Origin of the sequence: Bradyrhizobium sp. B124 (genome assembly GCF_038967635.1) — a bacterium.
In the GTDB taxonomy this organism is placed as follows: domain Bacteria; phylum Pseudomonadota; class Alphaproteobacteria; order Rhizobiales; family Xanthobacteraceae; genus Bradyrhizobium.
On the sequence record NZ_CP152413.1, the window covers coordinates 8,031,416 to 8,048,868 of the forward strand.

The 17,453-nt window shown below is 59.4% G+C and carries 18 protein-coding genes and 2 pseudogenes; 6 read left to right on the forward strand and 14 right to left on the reverse strand.

Going from position 1 to position 17,453, the window contains the following annotated elements; translation table 11 throughout:
- Positions 1-51: 51 nt before the first annotated feature.
- From AAFG13_RS37845 to AAFG13_RS37895, 11 genes and pseudogenes are all read right to left on the reverse strand, one after another.
- Positions 52-291 carry a hypothetical protein gene (locus AAFG13_RS37845; RefSeq protein WP_342710078.1) on the reverse strand — a complete coding sequence of 80 codons (240 nt, stop codon included), beginning with the start codon at positions 289-291 and terminating at the stop codon, positions 52-54.
- Positions 288-407, reverse strand: a pseudogene (locus AAFG13_RS37850) (transposase domain-containing protein); the annotation flags it as partial. The pseudogene AAFG13_RS37850 and the gene AAFG13_RS37845, both read right to left, overlap by 4 nt.
- Positions 408-493: 86 nt before the next feature.
- A complete protein-coding gene (locus AAFG13_RS37855; protein WP_342713491.1) occupies positions 494-667 on the reverse strand; it encodes a transposase domain-containing protein in 174 nt (57 codons plus the stop codon).
- Between the two features lie 72 nt (positions 668-739).
- Positions 740-907 (reverse strand): annotated as a pseudogene (locus tag AAFG13_RS37860) (transposase); the annotation flags it as partial.
- Positions 838-1,179, reverse strand: a complete 342-nt coding sequence (locus AAFG13_RS37865; protein WP_342713492.1) for a transposase — start codon at positions 1,177-1,179, stop codon at positions 838-840. The pseudogene AAFG13_RS37860 and the gene AAFG13_RS37865, both read right to left, overlap by 70 nt.
- Entirely contained in the window at positions 1,061-1,516 is a 456-nt protein-coding gene (locus AAFG13_RS37870; protein WP_342710079.1) for a transposase, read from the reverse strand. Before AAFG13_RS37870 ends, AAFG13_RS37865 begins: the two co-directional genes overlap by 119 nt.
- On the reverse strand, positions 1,479-2,150 hold the full coding sequence (locus tag AAFG13_RS37875; RefSeq protein ID WP_342710080.1) for a hypothetical protein: 672 nt from the start codon (positions 2,148-2,150) through the stop codon (positions 1,479-1,481). The genes AAFG13_RS37870 and AAFG13_RS37875 overlap by 38 nt, the downstream gene beginning before the upstream one ends.
- 45 nt (positions 2,151-2,195) lie before the next feature.
- Positions 2,196-2,543: an IS66 family insertion sequence element accessory protein TnpB gene (gene tnpB / locus AAFG13_RS37880; RefSeq protein WP_342710081.1), complete on the reverse strand. Its 348-nt coding sequence runs from the start codon at positions 2,541-2,543 to the stop codon at positions 2,196-2,198.
- Complete coding sequence (locus AAFG13_RS37885; protein WP_342710082.1) at positions 2,540-2,941, reverse strand: transposase; 402 nt, start codon at positions 2,939-2,941, stop codon at positions 2,540-2,542. Before AAFG13_RS37885 ends, tnpB begins: the two co-directional genes overlap by 4 nt.
- 245 nt (positions 2,942-3,186) lie before the next feature.
- Positions 3,187-3,528 carry a hypothetical protein gene (locus AAFG13_RS37890; RefSeq protein ID WP_342710083.1) on the reverse strand — a complete coding sequence of 114 codons (342 nt, stop codon included), beginning with the start codon at positions 3,526-3,528 and terminating at the stop codon, positions 3,187-3,189.
- A gap of 899 nt (positions 3,529-4,427) precedes the next feature.
- Entirely contained in the window at positions 4,428-5,297 is an 870-nt protein-coding gene (locus AAFG13_RS37895) for a LysR family transcriptional regulator (protein WP_342710084.1), read from the reverse strand.
- Positions 5,298-5,684: 387 nt separating this feature from the next.
- Here AAFG13_RS37895 and AAFG13_RS37900 point away from each other — a divergent pair, with 387 nt between their 5' ends.
- Positions 5,685-5,984: a hypothetical protein gene (locus AAFG13_RS37900; RefSeq protein ID WP_342710085.1), complete on the forward strand. Its 300-nt coding sequence runs from the start codon at positions 5,685-5,687 to the stop codon at positions 5,982-5,984.
- On the forward strand, positions 5,981-6,187 hold the full coding sequence (locus AAFG13_RS37905) for a DUF2971 domain-containing protein (RefSeq protein ID WP_342710086.1): 207 nt from the start codon (positions 5,981-5,983) through the stop codon (positions 6,185-6,187). Before AAFG13_RS37900 ends, AAFG13_RS37905 begins: the two co-directional genes overlap by 4 nt.
- On the opposite strand, the gene AAFG13_RS37910 is transcribed toward AAFG13_RS37905, so the two are convergent.
- Positions 6,177-6,518: an Lrp/AsnC family transcriptional regulator gene (locus AAFG13_RS37910; RefSeq protein ID WP_342710087.1), complete on the reverse strand. Its 342-nt coding sequence runs from the start codon at positions 6,516-6,518 to the stop codon at positions 6,177-6,179. The genes AAFG13_RS37905 and AAFG13_RS37910 overlap by 11 nt on opposite strands.
- 207 nt (positions 6,519-6,725) lie before the next feature.
- On the opposite strand from AAFG13_RS37910, the gene AAFG13_RS37915 reads away from it, so the two are divergent.
- From AAFG13_RS37915 to AAFG13_RS37930, 4 genes are all read left to right on the forward strand, one after another.
- Entirely contained in the window at positions 6,726-7,448 is a 723-nt protein-coding gene (locus tag AAFG13_RS37915; RefSeq protein ID WP_342710088.1) for an aspartate/glutamate racemase family protein, read from the forward strand.
- A gap of 144 nt (positions 7,449-7,592) precedes the next feature.
- Positions 7,593-7,949, forward strand: a complete 357-nt coding sequence (locus AAFG13_RS37920; RefSeq protein ID WP_342710089.1) for a hypothetical protein — start codon at positions 7,593-7,595, stop codon at positions 7,947-7,949.
- A gap of 2,003 nt (positions 7,950-9,952) precedes the next feature.
- Positions 9,953-11,245 carry a glycosyl hydrolase family 28 protein gene (locus AAFG13_RS37925; RefSeq protein ID WP_342710090.1) on the forward strand — a complete coding sequence of 431 codons (1,293 nt, stop codon included), beginning with the start codon at positions 9,953-9,955 and terminating at the stop codon, positions 11,243-11,245.
- A gap of 276 nt (positions 11,246-11,521) precedes the next feature.
- Positions 11,522-12,508 carry a pectinesterase family protein gene (locus AAFG13_RS37930; RefSeq protein ID WP_342710091.1) on the forward strand — a complete coding sequence of 329 codons (987 nt, stop codon included), beginning with the start codon at positions 11,522-11,524 and terminating at the stop codon, positions 12,506-12,508.
- Between the two features lie 187 nt (positions 12,509-12,695).
- On the opposite strand, the gene AAFG13_RS37935 is transcribed toward AAFG13_RS37930, so the two are convergent.
- Both AAFG13_RS37935 and AAFG13_RS37940 read right to left on the reverse strand, forming a co-directional pair.
- On the reverse strand, positions 12,696-14,792 hold the full coding sequence (locus AAFG13_RS37935; protein ID WP_342710092.1) for a prolyl oligopeptidase family serine peptidase: 2,097 nt from the start codon (positions 14,790-14,792) through the stop codon (positions 12,696-12,698).
- 390 nt (positions 14,793-15,182) lie between these two features.
- Positions 15,183-16,637, reverse strand: a complete 1,455-nt coding sequence (locus AAFG13_RS37940; protein ID WP_342710093.1) for a carbohydrate porin — start codon at positions 16,635-16,637, stop codon at positions 15,183-15,185.
- Positions 16,638-17,453 lie beyond the last annotated feature (816 nt).

The following is a 17,453-nucleotide window of genomic DNA, read 5'->3' on the forward strand; positions in this document are numbered from 1 at the left end:
ATCCGGCGAGCGAAGTCTGGGGAAGGTATCCACTCGGCGTAGGCCGCAGGGTTACCGCCTGAGCGGTCCAGGGTTCTCTTTGTAGAACCTGATCAGCTCGATGAGGTTTTCAATTCCAAAGTCGGTGAACGCTTGGATGCCGTGTTCTCCGACGCCATAGACCCAGATGACGCCGTCCTCGATCTCCATTTCGTTGGCGATGTCCCACAGCCAATCTTCGTCTTCGCCGAGGTGTTTCGCGACGTGGGTGATGGTGGTGACGTGATGGACCTTGTTGACGTGCGTGGTCATGCCGCTCGAGCGGAGAGTGCTGATGCCGGCGTCCAATTCCAGGGCAGAAGTTCGTCCAGCCGACGAGCCGGATGGGCGGCAATGCGGGCGAGGATATCGGCGAGCCAGGCCTGCGGGGTACGCATACACGCATACGACGAAGACCGCCTGATTGACGCATGCGCGCGGGCGTGGCGATCTGCAAGATAGCGTTGGGTGAAGGTCAGGCGGCTTGCTGATCCTGGGTCTTGAGGGTTTGGCGCAGAAGCTTCCATTCCCAGGGCAGCAGTTCGTGCAGGCGCGAAGTGGGAAGATCGGCGATGCGGGCCAGGACGTCGGCGAGCCAGGCCTTGGGATCGACGTCGTTGAGACGACAGGTCGTGATCGCCGTCAGCATGATGGCAGCACGGTCGGCACCATGCTGCCTGCCGGCGAAGGTCCAGTTGCGCCTTCCCAAGGCGATGCCTCTCAATGCGCGCTCAGCACAATTGTTAGTCAGGCAGATCCTGCCGTCGTCGAGGAAGCGGGAGAAGTCGTCCCAGCGCCTGAGCATGTAGTTCATGGGCTTCAGGAGGAGCGCGAGAGGGTTTCTCGCTCTCCGAGCAGCCAGGCGTGCATGTCGTCGAGCAGCGGCTTGCTTCTCTGCTGGCGCACGGCTCGCCGCTCGTCGGCGCTGCGGCCGTTGATGGCGCGCTCGATCTCGAACAACGCGTCAAGGCGTCTGACCGCCTCCAGCGCGATCGGAGAGACCGGTTTGCCCTTGCGGCCTTCCCGGGCGGTTTTCTCGATGTCAGCCAACTCGAAGAAGCCCCGCCGCGCATGGGCGAAGCAGAATGCCGGCGTGATCGGTAGCACCTTCCTCTTCGGGTCGAACAGGGGTTCGAAGCCGCTGTAGCAGTCCGCCTGCAGGATACCTGAAGGCGGCCAGATGCTTCTGGGGATGCGCGCCGCGACGGTCGCCCGAAGCATAGTAAACCGCCGCCGGCGGCGCAGCCCCGGCGAACGGCTGGTCATCCCGCACATACGTCCAGATCCGCCCAGTCGTGCACTTGCCCTTCGCCAGGATGCGGATGGTGGTGTCATCGCCATGTAGGCGCTCGGCCGCGAGCACATGGTGCTCGATCAGCTGGAACAGCGGCATAACGGCGAAGGTTCCGTGGCCGACCTGGTCGGCCAGCGTCGACAGCGGCAGATCGATCCTCTCGGCCTTAAAGCGCACGCTCTGACGGTTGAGCGGGATATGCATGCCGAACTTGTCGAACAGGGTTGTCGCCAGCAGTTGCGGACCGATGAAGCCACGCGGTGTGGCATGGAACGGCGCGGGCGGCTGGCTGATTTTCTCGCAATCGCGGCAGGTGAACTTTTCTCGAACCGTCTCCTATCAGCTTGAACCGGCGCAGGATCTCCTCCAACGTCTCGGTCACATCCTCGCCCAGCTTAGCCAGGCGCGCCCCACCGCAGCAGGCACAGCTCGTCGGAGCCTCGATGACGACGCGCTCGCGTTCGATGTCGTCCGGCCAAGGCTTGCGCACCGGCCGCTTGCGCGTGAAGGCCCGAACGTTTTGTACCTTTGCAGCCGCGGCACGCGCGGCGAGCTCATCCTCACTCGCCATGGTGATGAGCTCTTCGAGCTCCAATTCCAATTGCTCGATCAGTCGCGCCGTGCGCTCGGACCGCGGCCCGTACAGTTCGCGTTTGAGCTTCTCGATCCGCAGCTCGAGATGTGCGATCAGCGCTTCGTTGTCCGACAGCTCCGCCCGCGCGCTGGCGGCATCCGCGACCGCGATATCGCGCTCAACTTGCAACGCCTTGCGCTCGGCCAGCAGCGCCATGTAGGCGCTCGCAAGATCCGCAGGAAGATCGTCCGGCTTCGAGGTCATGAAGCCATTGAATCAGATCGAGCAGAAGATTCAAACCCAAAACGGTTATCCGACCCGCGTCGGACGCTGGGTTTCTTGCGGGGTGCGCCAATCGATTCCGGACAACAGATAGCTCAACTGCGCCGGCGAGATCGTCACCGTTTCACCGCCAATCGATCGCCAGATGAACCTTCCTCGCTCGAGTCTTTTGGTAAAAAGGCATGCTCCCTGGCCATCGTGCCAGATCAGCTTCACAAGATCGCTGCGGCGACCGCGGAAGACAAACAAATGACCGCTGAGCGGGTCTTTCTGCAGCACCTCCTGCACTTGGGGCGCCAACGACGGAAAGCCTCGGCGCATGTCCGTGTAGCCTGTCGCGAGCCACACTCGCGCGCCAGTCGGAACCGGGATCATCGGCGGACCAAAGCGTCGAGAACGCGACGTAGCGCGTCTCCGTCCACATCGCCATCGACCCGGATGCGGTGCCCGCTACCAAGATCAATCGCGATGATGCCTTGGCTCTTCCGTCGACGCACCGCCGTCGCCGTCAACGGCGCTTCGGCCGCCTCCCGCGGTGGCGCAGACGGCCCAATCTCGACTGGAACAAACGGCGCTATGCTCGCTTCGCCGTGCCTGCAAAGCTCCTTGCGCCACCTGAACAGCTGGCTCACATGAAGCCCGGCCACGCGAGCCACCTCGGAAACATTGGTGCCGGGCTCGAGCGACGCTGTAACAAGCCGTTCCTTCTCATCCTGCGACCACCGGCGCCGCCGCTCGACCGATGTGATCACCTCCGCCCTCGAAATCGTCATAGCGCTTCTCCTAGGATTACCCCTAGGACCTGCAGCGTTCGCCTCCGTCAAACAAGGCGGCCTTCCTCGTAGGCGTACCCTCCGTCGTGGTGGCGCAGCCGTGTAAAACTTGTCCCATAACGCATCCTTCGGATCGCGCGACAAGAATGCACCATCAAAGCCTGGGACTAAACACCTAGGGGACGCCGGGACAGCGCAGTGGATAGCCACATCAAGCATCCGGCCGTATAGCCTCCCGGCTCCGATCAATAGTCCGCGACAATTTCGATAGCGCGCCAGCTTTCCGCGACGAGCATCTTCGCTTTCGCCTCATAGTGCTCGCGTGGCGCGGGCAATTGCGTCATTGCGCGGGTGATGGTGGCTTCGTCATCGGCAGCACAGAGCATTCGGCCGGTGAAGCGAGCTTCCGCGGACGGTCCTGCCATCGTGATCAAGATTTGTCTCGGGACTGGCGGTCCCCGCCACACGTGTCCCATGCAACCCATAACAGAAATGATGACAACACACGCGACCTCTACGTCGAGTGCGCGAGCAATCACCGCATGCCCAGCCTCGTGATATGTTGTAATCTCGCGCTCTTCGAACACTTCGATGTGCTGCTCGATATCCGGAGGATGGCGAAGCGCCGGGGCCTGACATTGCTGGGGCGTAGTTTTGGCGAGCGCACCCCGCGTTACGGAAAAGAGCTTCTGTTTTGGAGGCAGCCAACGTGTCAGCCTACTCGCTCAAGCTTTGCAAGCGCGGCAAGTGCGATGCTGGTTGCGATCTTCCCTCGAGACTTTCCTGAGCGCCTCTATGGCATTCTCCAAAGCCCGTTCATGGGTCATGACTTAATCTCAACGGACCACTTACGGAAAAGCGCGCGGGCGGCCGGAGGGACCACGCGCGCTAGTTTGCCACGATGGGGCTTTGCTGTCCCATGGGGGTGCGTAAAGATATGAGCAGCTGGGCCATACATGTCTCAGCAACTGGCGTGCCAAGCAATCGTACTGGATCTCCCCTCAAACAGAGGCAAAACGCTGCGCTTTTCAATCCAGCCGGCAAATAGCTACTTGCGCTCGATTGCGACTTCCCGACATGAATGTCGTCAGCCGGATTTTGCTGAACGAAATCAGACGCGCAGCGCGTAGTGACGTCGCGGCCGCGAGATGAGTAATGATCGGCTCGCCGGGCTCTATGCGGATCCTTTGCAACAGCTCCTTCTTGTCGAGCAGCTTAGCATTGCGGCCTTGGCGCCGAAGTCTTTCAGGTCAGCTTCACGGCTTCAGGAGCGTCAGGTCTTCTGCGCCAACAAGAGTAGTGAATTGCCGCATCGCTAACAGCAGAGCAAGCCACTCCCGATCATCTGGATTCCAACAGATCGTCCGTTGCGTACCGAGACTGTGCGCGGACCCCGAATTCCGACCTGATGTCGATCCCCGGGCCGGGACCCTGGCGCTTAGCGGGCACTGTCCGCAATCGACGCGTCATCGTTTATTCATGCTCTCTACCGAGCGAGCACAGCGGCTTGATGGTGTTTGTCGTCAAACATTCCCCTGACCCTTTGTACAAGCCTGGTCGCAACTTCCTTTCGCAGTCCCGGCCTCGCACAGATGAGAGCCCGGAGATCAGACAGTTGCGGTAAGTAGTACTCCGGGGATTGAATCAAATCATCAGGCACGCAAAACGAAGGCAGTGCAGTCAAACCTATGCCAAGGCGTACAGCTGACAACCTCACCGAGTGGTCAGAGGCGTGAAGAACAACCCTGTAAGCCGATCCCATCCGATTTAGTTGACCAATCATCCAATCGTCGTCCGGAAGGGTCACTATCGGAATAGGGGCGCCCGGACTGAGAACAAATTCGCGCGAGCGAACCCAGGTGGCCGAGAATGCCCGTTGCTCAACGACAGTCTTTGAAAGTTCGGAATCGACATCCGGAGCGAAAATGTAAGCTACGTCTATGTAGCCCTCAATTAAGCCCTTGCGGATCTTGCTGGAACGATCGGCGCATATAAAGAGATCCGAAAAGTCGTCCTTTCCGGCGCGCTCCAAAAGCCTTTGAGCAAAGAGGTTACTGAGGCCAACACGATGAACGGTCGCGTTGCCATGACCAGCAAACCTGAGCACTTGATCGTTGGCCTCGAGTATGATGCGTGCCTGCTGGAGGACGAGTTCGCCGAGGCCGGTGACGGTCGTGCCATTGGGGGTTTTGACGAACAGTTGCCCGCCGATTAGTCCCTGCAATCGCTTAACTTGAGCGGTGACAGCGGGTTGACTAAGCCCGAGCTTGGTTGCGGCTCTTGTTAAGCTGCCCATCTCAGCTATGGCTACAACAGTCCGAATTGACTCAATAGGAAGGTTTAGTGCTCGTAGCATTATTCCGCACAAAATGAATCATGAATTTGAATCGGTTGTATCAGTTTAGTCGCAATACCACACCGCAAGCAAAGCGCTAACCTCAATGTCAGGCAGAGCGGCTATTAGTCCAAAAGGTCTGTACGTAGCGTACGCATCTCAACGTTCTCGCATTTGGATCATCACGCCTCATTCGCCCGAAATGACCGACGACGAACTTGCATCGTCATCTTTATAGACCTCCGCCAAGCCCCGCAGTTTTGAAGAAGAGCTGCAAAGTAGTCGGGCACTGCCCTCTGTTCGGCCTTCTAATGCGCAGCTGCGGGCCGTATGGCCGCGGGCTGTCATCTTCAGTATCGGGGTTTGGTGCCTGCCTTCGCATGCTTTCAAAACCGAGGTACCTGCCAAATGCTAACGCGCCGCAGCCCACAACCGCCGGCAAGTCGCGAACTCCGCCATTCGATCACCAACCGACAGTTGGTCGAAGCTGCAACGATTACCGGCCCGCAGACGATGGAATGGAGAAAAGCACGCCGATTGCGTGGTTCGCCATCTTCTGGGTTCTCGGGCGAGGTCCAGGATGAAACATTGGCTGCTGCACGATTGAGAGGTGTCGCTGAAAAACACGCAAAAAACGCGGTCAAGGAACTCGAGGAAAAGGAAGGCGAGCATAAGGATGCCAGCCGCCCGAGATCGAGTGGAGCTTGATTGAGTCGCAAAGGATCATCGACCGCGTCACGATAGGTCTTTGCTGCTTTACGGAGTTGAACAATTCGCCGGGGATGTCGTGGCACTATGCCAATAACCATACCGGCGTGTGCCTCGAGTTTGATGCTTCACCTGACCTCATCCGCAAGGCCGTCCCGATCACCTATGCCGCGCATCCGCCGGTCTTGAACATCAATGCGTAGCAATCAACTTCTTATAAACGGCGTCATAAACGTCTACACTCGGGATTACGAGGCGGAGAAGGTAGTCAATTTCGCCCGCTAGGCGATAGGCGTCAACGATTTCCGGGATATCGGCGATAGCGCGGTGGAAATCTTCGAGCCACGCCATCGAATGGCGCGACGTCCGCACACCCGCGAACACCGTCATCGGCACGTTGGCCTTGCGCCGGTCAACCAGGGCTACGCGCCGAGAGATCAGACCGCTGTCTTCCATGTTCTTGATGCGCCGCCAGCAGGCGGACACCGAGAGATTGGCCGACTCAGCGAGCTCGGCGACAGGGAACCGATGCATCCGCTTGCAGCTTGCCTAAATCTTTCGGTCGCGATCATCCAGCAACGCTGCATTTCCTTTTCCGGTCGGGCAAGAGCAATGTTTTCTGTCGGAAAGATTTGAAGTTTAATTTGCATTAGCCAAGGATATTGCGTGGAACAACGCGGAGAGTTGCCGCAGAGGGCGCTTTAAGCTTGTGTTGCCTGGAATTGAAATGGAGATCTCAAAGTGCAGCAGACGATCGGGCTCATCGGGGGGATGAGCTGGGAGAGCACGGCCATCTACTACAAGGAAATCAATGAAATCGTGCGCCAGCGTCGCGGTGGCCTGGCCTCCGCCGACATCTTGCTACGCTCGGTAAATTTCGAGGACATTGTCGTCCTGCAGAAAGCGGAACAATGGGAGCAAGCCGCTACTTATCTGGCGAGCATCGGCCGACAGCTGGCCGACGCTGGTGCTGGCTGTATAGTCATTTGCACCAATACGATGCATCTGGTTGCCGACACAGTGGCGGCGGATATAGGTGTGCCGCTCATCCACATTATTGATGTGACCGGGGCGGCCCTCATTGCGGCAAGGGTCAAGCAGCCGCTGTTGCTGGCGACGCGCTACACGATGGAGCAGCCGTTCTATTGTGATCGCCTCCGGCAGCGGTTCGGCCTTTCACCCATCATACCAGATGAGGACGACAGAAGCCGGATCCACAATGTCATTTTTGACGAGCTTTGCTGCGGCGCCGTTTCGGACCAGTCCCGCCAGGCCTTTGTCGACATCATCGCGCGCGGGCGTGCGCGGGGCGCCGATGCAGTCATCCTCGGCTGCACGGAGATTGGTCTTCTGATCGGCCCGGAGCATACAGAAGTGCCGGTGTTTGATTCAACCAAGCTGCACGCCAGGGCGGCAGCTGATTTCGCCGAAGGCAAGCTGTCGGCTGATGCTGTGCTCGGTTAGGGCTTACAGAGACCCGCAGCCGATGATCTCCCCGCCGATCGCCACCGGGTCTAGCCCTGGGCCCCGCTACTGCCGCGCCTCCGCTCTTCCTCATGAAATCAGGCTAACCCCGGATTGCCACGGTCGAGCAAACCGAGCTTTGCCTTGCTGAAGGCGACCGCTCACCACTTTTGCGCATCATCGAGCATCAAGCCTATCGATGGGATGTTTTCACTCGAGATCGAGCTACTCGAACACGGGAAGAGCATTCCGAGCGGCAAGAGTGATATCGGAAAAATCACCGTCTTCAATGATCGCGCGATTGAGCGGCTGTGTTGCGGTGTTGGGCTGTGTCTGTTTGAAGACGTTGATTGTCGGAAGCGCGACAGTAAATGGATCTGTCCAGACAGCGCAGCGAGAGGTGCAGCGCATCTTCTGGAGAACTCGCAGGTGCCGTTGGCACGTCGGTTGCTTGCGGGTAATCCGAGTGCGAGCAGGATGGTCTCGCGGCACGCGATCTGAGGACTCAGATGAAGCTTGTCAGGCCGCCCCAAATCAGTCCCGGCTTGATCAGGCCGCCTCTCTCCAAGGGGCATGCCGCCGTGGAGAGGTTTCTCATCTTCCGAGGACTTTGAGTTGGGCACCGAGACGAGATTGTTGTATCGGCCGTATGGGACGAATGCTGGCAGTCGAAGAGATGCTGCGCACCACATTCCTGCCGCAGCCAGTTCCACATGATCGGTCTGGCAAACGTCGAGCTGGGCCAAGTGCAGCGATCTGCCGCCGGGGGATGCTGCGCGATGTTCTCAAAGTTGACCGCCAGAGACCGGCCCGAGTTCGCTCATAGAAGGCCCAAGAGCTGATGCAGGACAGTTGGGAGCTCGAAGAAGGATTGAGGCGACGAGACGAGCTCAAGGTCCAGCTCCTTGGTGCTCAATCGGATGTAGCCAAGTATAGAGCAGAGTTGGCGGAGCTCGAGCAGAGGCTGCAGCATAAGTATGGTTCAGCGGTCTTTTGTGACACACGTCAGCGCACCTCCGTAGCAAGCGCCGCAGTGCGCAACGCGCGACCACGTAAATCGCGAATTGTGGCGGATCCCATCAGTCCGCGTGCGGATGCCATGGGGGGCACCGGTCGATCACGACGCGTTTGAAGAGAGGCCGAGCGGATCAAGGGAAATGATGACCTCATTGCTGGGCAGATCGTTGACGCATAGCAACGCGTTCGGGGTCCAAGGTCCAAGCTTAAGCAGATTTTCGCTATCTGGCGCCGATGCATCGCAGGCGTAGACGGCGGCTGCCGAATTCGATGATCTCGCCCGGGATTGAACGAACCCGCGCGCGGGAGTGGGGAGCCTGCTGAACTGAGGTGTCCTGTCCGATAGGATGTTGGTCTTTGCACCCCTCTCAAGCCGGGATACCGGATGGGTACGGACGACGTCGGGACGCGCTTGTTCGGTGGGATGGATCGCTTTGTTGAAGCTCAGCTCTTCGGTGTGAAAAACATCCACACCGCCCGCACGCTTGTCTTGATGCCGCGTGCGGCCGGTTGCTGCGTCAGCTTGCGCAAGGTGAATAGCCCCGAGCGAATGCGCTTGCGCGGCCGGTGGGCATTGGCATCCGGCAGAACGCGCTTCTTGCGGCCGCCGATCTTGCCGGGCGATAAGCCCCGGGATCCCGCACCAGATTCTTCCACTTCGTCACACCGGAGGGACTGATCTGTAGCTCCTCTGCAATCGAACGAACTGTCTCGTCCGCGTCAGCCCGCGCCAAAGCTCGTTCGCGAATATCTTCCGAATAGGGGCGCGTCATCCATGCTGGCCCCATACCGCAGCGTGGAGTTTGGATCGGAAATCCTCACTTCTGGGAATCCCGCTTCCAGTCAAAAGCAACAAGCTCCAGCGGCCCATCGCGCGGCGAAGCTCCCGCCAAGGCTGCTGGCCCACCTGGTAGCCGGAGGCGCACGGCGCTTCGAGCCATACCTCGATGGCGCGAGAAGATGTGAGGGTCTGGGAGGACGCGAATGCTCCGGTTCGCCGCCAGCAGCCAGGCAGCGCCGAACAGTGCGCCTGTCGACGCGCCGAGCAAATTGGGCGATCCTGGATGTCAGGCAACCATGCTGGCGTAGGCGACAAATTTCATCTTAGCGCTCAAGTCCCGCAGCCTCTCGATCCGCCCGCAACTGTGCAAGGCCAGGCGACGGCGTGGAACCGCCGGTCTTCGTTCGTCGCGCGGACGCCATGATTTGCACGGCGACGGTGTCGTTGTGACGATGGCGGCCGACCGCGTGGCGCAGGGCCTCACTTAGACTGTTGAGCAGGTGTCAGCGGTCAGCCACCTGCACCGCGTCGGGGCCATATTCGCGCACAGGCACGCTGCTGCCGCGAGCTCACAAGGTCCACGCCTGTGCGTCTTATAAATGTCATCTTGAGCGGGCCAGTGAGACGAGCGGCGGCGATCCAGCCAACGCTCAGTTCCAGACAAGGCATGCGGCAAGGATGCGCGCGGCAAAGCACGAGGAGGTCGATGACAAAGCGTTTTCGCGAATGGGTTTTGTTGTCCATCGTTGCCTCCATGGCCGTTTGTCCCGCCGCCAAAGCGCAAGACCGCCGCGTTGTCGCCGAACCTGTGGCACCCCATACGGTCTGCGACCGCCCCGCGCCGTCTGGCACGAACGATACGGCCAGGCTGCAAGACGCCATCGACCATTGCCCCGGCGGCACTGCGGTCTATCTAGGGCGTGGTGAGTTCCGGTCGGGTCCACTGGAGATGAAGTCAGGCGTGACGTTATGGATTGGACGCGGCGCCACGCTGTTCGCCATGCCTGAACCAGCTCTTTATGACAGGGGCCGGGGACAGTGTGGTCGCATCGCCGGCAAAGGCGACGGTTGCCGGCCGTTCATCCGCTTTTCCAAAACACGCGGCGGCGGCATCTATGGCGACGGCATCATCGATGGCCGGGGTGGCGCACCCATCGCCGGCAGCACCGAGACTTGGTGGCAGCTGGCCCGCCGCGCGCAAGGTGAGGGCGGCAACCAGAACGCCCCGCGTTTGATCCAGATCGACCATGCGCAGGACATCACGTTCCATGGGGTTACGTTGCGCAATGCGCCCAATTTCCACGTGGCGATGAACCGGGTCGAGGGTGCCACGTTCTGGGGCCTCACGATCGATGCACCGGCCGACGCCCGCAACACCGACGGCATCGACCCTGGCGCCAGCCAGGATGTGACCATCACCCACAGCTTTATCCGCACCGGAGACGATAATGTGGCCATCAAAGCCGGCGACAATGGCCCAACCCGGCATATCTCCATCGTCGATAATTATTTCGGCTGGGGACACGGGATGTCGATCGGCAGCGAAGTGAACTCGGGTGCCAGCGACATCCTGGTTCGCGACCTGGCCCTGGACGGCACGACGTCTGGCCTGCGCATCAAGAGCGATGTCAGTCGAGGTGGCCTCGTGGAGCGAGTGACGTATGAGAACGTGTGTCTGCGGGGCAACCGATGGCCGATCGCCTTTGATACAAAATACGATCCACGCGCACAAGGCACGAGAATTCCAGTCTATCGCCAGATCGCTCTGCGCCATGTGCGTGGCGATAACGGCGCGCTGCTGATGCGGGGTGCAGATGAGAGGCATGCCCTTGACGTGACGCTGGAGGATGTTCGATTTTCCGATGCAGCGACTTGGCAGTTGGAAAATGCAAACGTGACCGCGAATCATTCTGACGTGTCACCGCCGCTGCCCGGGCGGGCTGGAGAACAGCTGTCAGGCGGATGGAAAGGATGTGCAAAGGCCTTCCACAATTGGTGATGAGTGACCACAAAACTCCGTGCAAACGTTAGGCGGATGAGCTCCGCCTTGATGCGATTGTGATTTACTGACGTTACGCCTGCGTAGTTTCATAGCGTGTCACGTCCTTGCAAAGCGTTCCGACAGCCTCGTCGCGCGCGGCCGCTCTGGAATTCGCGCGCCAGTTCCCGGTGGGAATGGTCATTGCGTTGACAAGTTTCGTCTGCTGTTTCAGTGCGGTAGGTCATATCGATCGCATCAAGTGTACAGCGAGTCGTATGAAGAGAGTGAGATCAAATGCGAATTATCGCGCTGTCCGCTGCGATTTTGACCGGATGTTGCTGCATCTCGGCGGCTGATGCCCAGATGCTTTTTGTCTCGCATGCTGATGAGACGGCCTACCACTCCGTGCAGGCGGCCATCGATGCATTACCGGCGCAAGGCGGGGATATCCAGATCGCCCCTGGCATCTATCGCGAGAAGGTCAAAGTCGTCAAATCCGGTGTTCATCTCAAAGCTACCGGCAAGAGGCCGGATGATACGGTCGTTGTGTACGGCGACGGCGCAATCAATGTCGGCGGGACCGCTCATTCTGCGACGATGGATGCCTCGGGTGATGACTTCCGGCTCGACAATCTAACGATCCAAAACGACTACGCTCTCAACCCCGCCAATCCAGCTTCGCAGGCCGTGGCGCTGTCCGTTACCGGAGACAGGGACGTTGTCACCCGTGTCCGCCTGCTCGGCGCCCAGGACACGCTGTTCGCCGGTAAGGGGCCGAACGGCCGCATGTCGCGACAGTACTTCTCAGATTGCTACATCGAGGGGCATGTCGATTTCATATTTGGCAATGCCAAGGCCTATTTCCGGCACTGTGAGTTGCACGGCATCGCGAACCAGGCGGTCGTCTATACCGCGCAGAGCAAAGGCACGCCGGACGAGGACAGCGCTTATGTGTTCGATCATTGCAGGCTGACTGCCGACCCTGCCGCGCGTTATGTTGCGCTTGGGCGCGCTTGGCGCTCCTATGCCGCAGTGATCTTTCTGGCAACGAAGATGGATGCGCCGGTCATCGCCGAAGGGTGGCGCGAATGGACTCCCGGCAAGACCAATACGCTGACAACGGCCTACTATGCCGAATACAAATCCTCGGGCATCGGCTCCAATTCGGCGGGTCGCGAGCCTCACTCTCATCAACTGTCTGACAGCGAAGCCGCGAAATGGTCCCTGAGAGCATTCTTCGGTCGTGCCACAGATTGGTTGTCCAGCGCGCCATCAAGATAGGGATTGGAAAAATGTTCAAGAAGAGGGTTTGACGCCATCAGGCCGCTGACAGGAAAGCGGGGATTCGAAGAGCGTCCAGCTGCTTCTGGTCGACCCAGCCGCGACCTTCATGGCTCCTCTGCGCCCTGACATCGCCGTCATCCAACAATCACCCTCGAATTTTTGCGATCACACGGGACTGCGCCCCCTAAGCCTCGCCATCTGACCAGCCGATCTTGCTCTTCAAGAATCGAAAGCCCAGGACCTCGAAGCCGGCGTGTTCTTTGCTGTCTCGGCCATAGCCATGTCCGTCCGCAGCCAGCTCGTAGAAATAGGCTTCATAACCCATCGCCTGGAGCTTCGCTGCCATCTTGCGCGCATGTCCAGGATGAACAAGATCGTCTCGCCGCGTAGTGGCGATCAGGATCGGCGGATATTTTTGTCCGCTTTTGGCGGCGTGATACGCCGAATAGGTCTTGAGCCATTCCCAATCCGCGCGCTTGTCGGGGTCGCCATATTCTTCGATCCAGCTAGCTCCTGCCAGAAGCTTACTATAGCGGCGCATGTCGATCAGCGGGATCGTACAAAACAGCGCGCCGAAGCGTTCCGGATAGCGCGTCAGCATATTGGTGATGAGGATGCCGCCGTTCGATCCGCCTTGGGCCGCGATCCGCTTCGGCTTCGTCACGCCGCGACGCACGAGATCGGCCGCGACGGCCGCGAAGTCGTCATGCGACAATTTCTTGCCGGCGAGCCGGCCGGCATCGTGCCAGCGCGTGCCGAATTCACCGCCGCCCCGTAAATTCGCCTGAACCGTGGTGCCACCCCGCTCCAGCCAAAGCTTGCCAAGCGCTGGGTCGTAGTGTGGCCTCATCGAAATCCCAAAGCCGCCATAGCCGCTCATATGGACCGGCGCATCGCCGCTCTCGCCGGCCGGACCGGTTTGGACATAGGCAATGCGCTCGCCATCGATCGAAATGGCCTCGTGTTGAGTGACCACAAGCCCATCCGGGGTAAAGGTCATTGGCGCCCGCTTGAGCACGGCCGGACTGCCGATGCCATTCTCGACCAGCATCAGCGAAGCTGGCGCGAGCGGATCCTGGCTGATGACGAGCAGGTCGCCATTGCTTTCGGACGGTTCGCTGTCGATGGGCCCGACGTCGACAACCCCGATATCGGGAAGCCCGTGCAGTTGCGTGCGGCGCCACCCATGATCAGAGGGCGTGTAGATCTCGAAGGAGGGCCGTAGCTCGTCGAGAATGCAAAGCACAAGCTTGCCGGCGGTCCAGAAGAACTCTTGCAGGCAGCGGCGCAAGCCCGGTTCAAACAAAACCTCGAACTTGCGGTCGCCTGCTAGGAAATCTGCCAACGAAATAACGATCACCTGATCCGCGGCATAGGTCCGCCCCGCCACAGACCAGGATTTGCGCGGCCCGATCGCAAGCCAGTCGCCATGGGCTTGCAGGCGGATGTCGCCTGGAAGATCGAGCTTCGTCGTGGCGCCCTTTTCATCGCCAACCCACCACAAGGAGTTGAATGTGTCCAGCTGATCGACGAACCACATCCGTGCGGGGACGACGGTGTGGTCGACACCGCAAAGGGCTATGACATGATCGGCTGGAACCTCAAAGATCACCGGAGCTCGATCGGTCCGTGTGCCGCGCCGCCACAGCCGTACCGTGCGCGCATAGCCGCAAGTGGTCGCCATGCCCTGCCCATGAGAGCTCGTCATCACCAGCGTATCCGAATCGAGCCATTCAACGTCGCTCTTCGCTTCCGGTAAGATGAAGCCATCGCGCACAAAGGTCTTCGCATCGTAATCGAACTCACGCAAGGTGGCGGCATCAGCGCCGCCGCGCGATAGGCTCAAAATCGTCCTGCTATGATTCCCGGCCAGCGAGACCGTCGCGTTCAGAAGCCAGTCTTCGCCTTCGCTGACCGCGAGCTGATCGACGTCGAGCAAAACTTCCCATGACGGGTTCGGGGTGCGAAATTCATCCAGTGTAGTTCGTCGCCACAGGCCGCGTGGATTGTCGGCGTCCTTCCAAAGATTGTAGAGATAACCGCCGCGTCGGCTGATGTAGGGGATGTTGTCCTCTCGATCGTAAATCGAGGCCAGCGCGTCCCGATCCCGCTCGAATGCCGCTCCGCCAAACACCTGCAGCGTCTTGCCATTCTGCCGCTCGACAAATTTCAGCGCCCGCGCGCCCTCTACCTGTTCCAACCACAGATAGGGATCATCATCAGGAGCGAGGATGGTCGGCTTTCCAGCCGGTGATCTTCTCGACGCGCTGGCTTTGACCACGCTTCACCCCACTTCTGGCCTTGATACGCACGCCCATCGCCGCATCAAAGCCTCGCATGTCCTCAATTTTGATGAACGACCGTCCGAGTGTACATCCTGACGCTCGGGACAATTCAAGATGATTCCTGCGAGCTGAATGTCGCGCGCACAATCGCAGTAAATCGGCGTTCGGGCTGCTAGGATGCCGCGCAGCCGTGTTCGTCCAAACGACGGAAGCTCGATAAAGAATCTGTCTCTTGTGACGGCAGGCATTATGACGTCCGTCGCGACGGTACCAACATGCGCTGCGGATATCGTTGCGCGGCCGGTCTCGCCAGTCGTCGTCGCGATCGGCAGGCAATTCATCAGAAGCGGGCGTCCCGGGCCGAATTGGTGAGCATTCCCGATGAGTCAGAAGAATATCAACGTAGACACCAGCAGATTGAGGGCATGTTCCGTTTGGGGCGTGTGTGTGACGCTTGCCGGGTTATGAATGTATGACAAACCGACGCTTGCATATATCCCAGGAGCGAGATGCGCGGTATATGTTCCCGTAATTGCTGTGGTATCGCGATGCGCAAGCTGCCCTTTGGCCAAGGCAGCATCCACTGCAAACTTGCTCCAGGCCGTGTTGGTGGCAACGAGAGCAATCAGATCACCGGGCCGACTATCAAAAGGTCCCTTCGCATAAAGACGAAGCTCGTAATACCGGCTGATCCTGTTCAGGTCAGGCGGAGCACCCATGACCGAAAATCCGCCATAGATGCCACGAGATGGCGCCCCCTCAGCGTCACTCTGCGAGAGTTGCTTGTCCGCTGCGATGTAATGAAAATTATTCCCACTCTCCCTTTGCTGATCCGGATCCGCTAAGTTCTTGTAGTGACTGGTGTTGAAGCCGACGCCCGCCCGCAGCCACGTGTCGGGCACGCCGGCAGCGGCCTTGCTCTTGTAGCCAAGTTCATCAACGAAAAGAATGCCCGCGTTGGCTGTACTCCAGTTCAAGCCGGAGGGATTCTCGGCTATCTGCGCATAGGGACCATCTGGACTGATCGAGCGCTGCACAGAGACTTTGTTGTACAAGCGATCATCAAGATTGTACTGCAGGTTGACCGCCGGCGTGGGTGCAGGGTTGGTGCTCATGCCTGCTTGGAACAAGGCAAACATGTTTGATCCTGAGATCCCTCCGAACAATGTGCCGGTGAACTCATTTTGATTCCTGAGATAACCTAGTTTGAATTCGAGTTTCCTGTCGAAGAGAGTTTGATAGTAGGCGAGCGTATTCAGTCCCACTCGATCTGGCCCCGGGGACTTCCACGTCCAGTATTGCTGCTCGGCTCCCACGACAATCTGGCCATCGGGGATGCCAAACCGGCTGAGATCGTAGGTGACGATCATGAAGTTCGCCGTAGCAAACGTCGGATTCTGGCCCATATAGAGCTGGTTGGCGATACTGCTTCTGGATGCATTCGGCAGCTGGTTGTTTGCAAAGATGTTATGTGTCCAGCCGATATAACCGATGCCGACGTCTGCCAGCGCGGATCTGATGCCGTGCCTGTCCTGATCAATCGTGTCGGCAGGGCCAGGTATGTTGAGCCACAACCCTTTTTCACGCAGATTTTCGTACCTTGCGAAGGGCTCGGTCGTCTTTTGCGTTCTTGCCTGTGCGGCCCCATTCGCATTGTCGCGCTTGTCGAGAGACACGCCGGGACCTACTGCTGGCGCCCAGGCTCGAGAGCGGATTGCCTGACCGATCATGCCGATCCGGACCTTTGTCGCTGGATCGGACGCTGTTTGAATTCTTCGTTTGCTGGCCCGATCCGTAGTACCGCTCTTGGGACCAGGTTCGTTAGCGGCTTGTGCCAGCATGGAATTGCCGACCAGACTAGCCGCTAGCGGAAGTGCGATGGCAAGCCCACGTCGTTTCCCGGCTCGTCGAAAGTTGAAAGAAAGTGCCGGTGCAGCCGAGTCGATCCGAGGCGATGTCGTCGCAAGAAAGCAGTCTTGCATAGTGTACTTCGGTCCGTGTCTGCTAGCCATGAATCGACCGCACTCCGCTCTGATTGGCCCAGAGTCGACTCCCAACTGTTTGCGTCAGAGGGCGAGGGGAACGCCCTGCAGCAGGAGATCCCTCGATCCAGCGAGAGCCGCTTAGCCTTGCCAACCCTCGTCACCGGCAGGCGCGAGCATGATCTCGTTGCATCTTGCTTTGTGCATCATGCGAGCGGCGAGCGCTGGCTCGGCGAGATGTTGGCAGCGACCATGCGGAGCCTCGGCGTTCCTCGCCACCACGACGTTGCGAACGACGACCTTGCTTCACTGTGGGGTGGAGGAATCTCGCGGTGCCGCGCACCTTGATCGAAGGCGTCTTTCTCGGCGAAATGGGCAGCTACCAGAAAGCAAGCTTCACCGACCACGAGACGTGGCTTCATGAAGCCTCCTTGGTGTCGTTGTCACGAAAAGACGAGACAATCGATAGGCTCGAAGGCCAGAGAGCCCTGGAGCTTGCGCGCCCCGGCGATCGCACCACAACGTCCATCATGGTTGCCCGGGAGAACACAGAAATTAGCCTTCCAGTTGCCTTGGTGGGGGCGGACGAGCAGTCGGTCAATCCATCGGCTCGGTCGGTCCGGTCAAATCTGTCCTGCATTCGGTCTCCCCCGACGTGCGCGGCGTTCGTTAGTC

Excerpts from the sequence above, each read along its gene's own strand:
- AAFG13_RS37845 (WP_342710078.1), bottom strand. The coding sequence starts at position 291 with ATGACCACGCACGTCAACAAGGTCCATCACGTCACCACCATCACCCAC.
- AAFG13_RS37910 (WP_342710087.1), bottom strand. The coding sequence starts at position 6,518 with ATGCATCGGTTCCCTGTCGCCGAGCTCGCTGAGTCGGCCAATCTCTCG.
- AAFG13_RS37875 (WP_342710080.1), bottom strand. The coding sequence starts at position 2,150 with ATGACCTCGAAGCCGGACGATCTTCCTGCGGATCTTGCGAGCGCCTAC.
- AAFG13_RS37925 (WP_342710090.1), top strand. The coding sequence starts at position 9,953 with ATGACAAAGCGTTTTCGCGAATGGGTTTTGTTGTCCATCGTTGCCTCC.
- AAFG13_RS37885 (WP_342710082.1), bottom strand. The coding sequence starts at position 2,941 with ATGACGATTTCGAGGGCGGAGGTGATCACATCGGTCGAGCGGCGGCGC.
- AAFG13_RS37900 (WP_342710085.1), top strand. The coding sequence starts at position 5,685 with ATGCTAACGCGCCGCAGCCCACAACCGCCGGCAAGTCGCGAACTCCGC.
- tnpB (WP_342710081.1), bottom strand. The coding sequence starts at position 2,543 with ATGATCCCGGTTCCGACTGGCGCGCGAGTGTGGCTCGCGACAGGCTAC.
- AAFG13_RS37870 (WP_342710079.1), bottom strand. The coding sequence starts at position 1,516 with ATGCATATCCCGCTCAACCGTCAGAGCGTGCGCTTTAAGGCCGAGAGG.
- AAFG13_RS37895 (WP_342710084.1), bottom strand. The coding sequence starts at position 5,297 with ATGCTACGAGCACTAAACCTTCCTATTGAGTCAATTCGGACTGTTGTA.
- AAFG13_RS37930 (WP_342710091.1), top strand. The coding sequence starts at position 11,522 with ATGCGAATTATCGCGCTGTCCGCTGCGATTTTGACCGGATGTTGCTGC.
- AAFG13_RS37855 (WP_342713491.1), bottom strand. The coding sequence starts at position 667 with ATGCTGACGGCGATCACGACCTGTCGTCTCAACGACGTCGATCCCAAG.
- AAFG13_RS37940 (WP_342710093.1), bottom strand. The coding sequence starts at position 16,637 with ATGCTGGCACAAGCCGCTAACGAACCTGGTCCCAAGAGCGGTACTACG.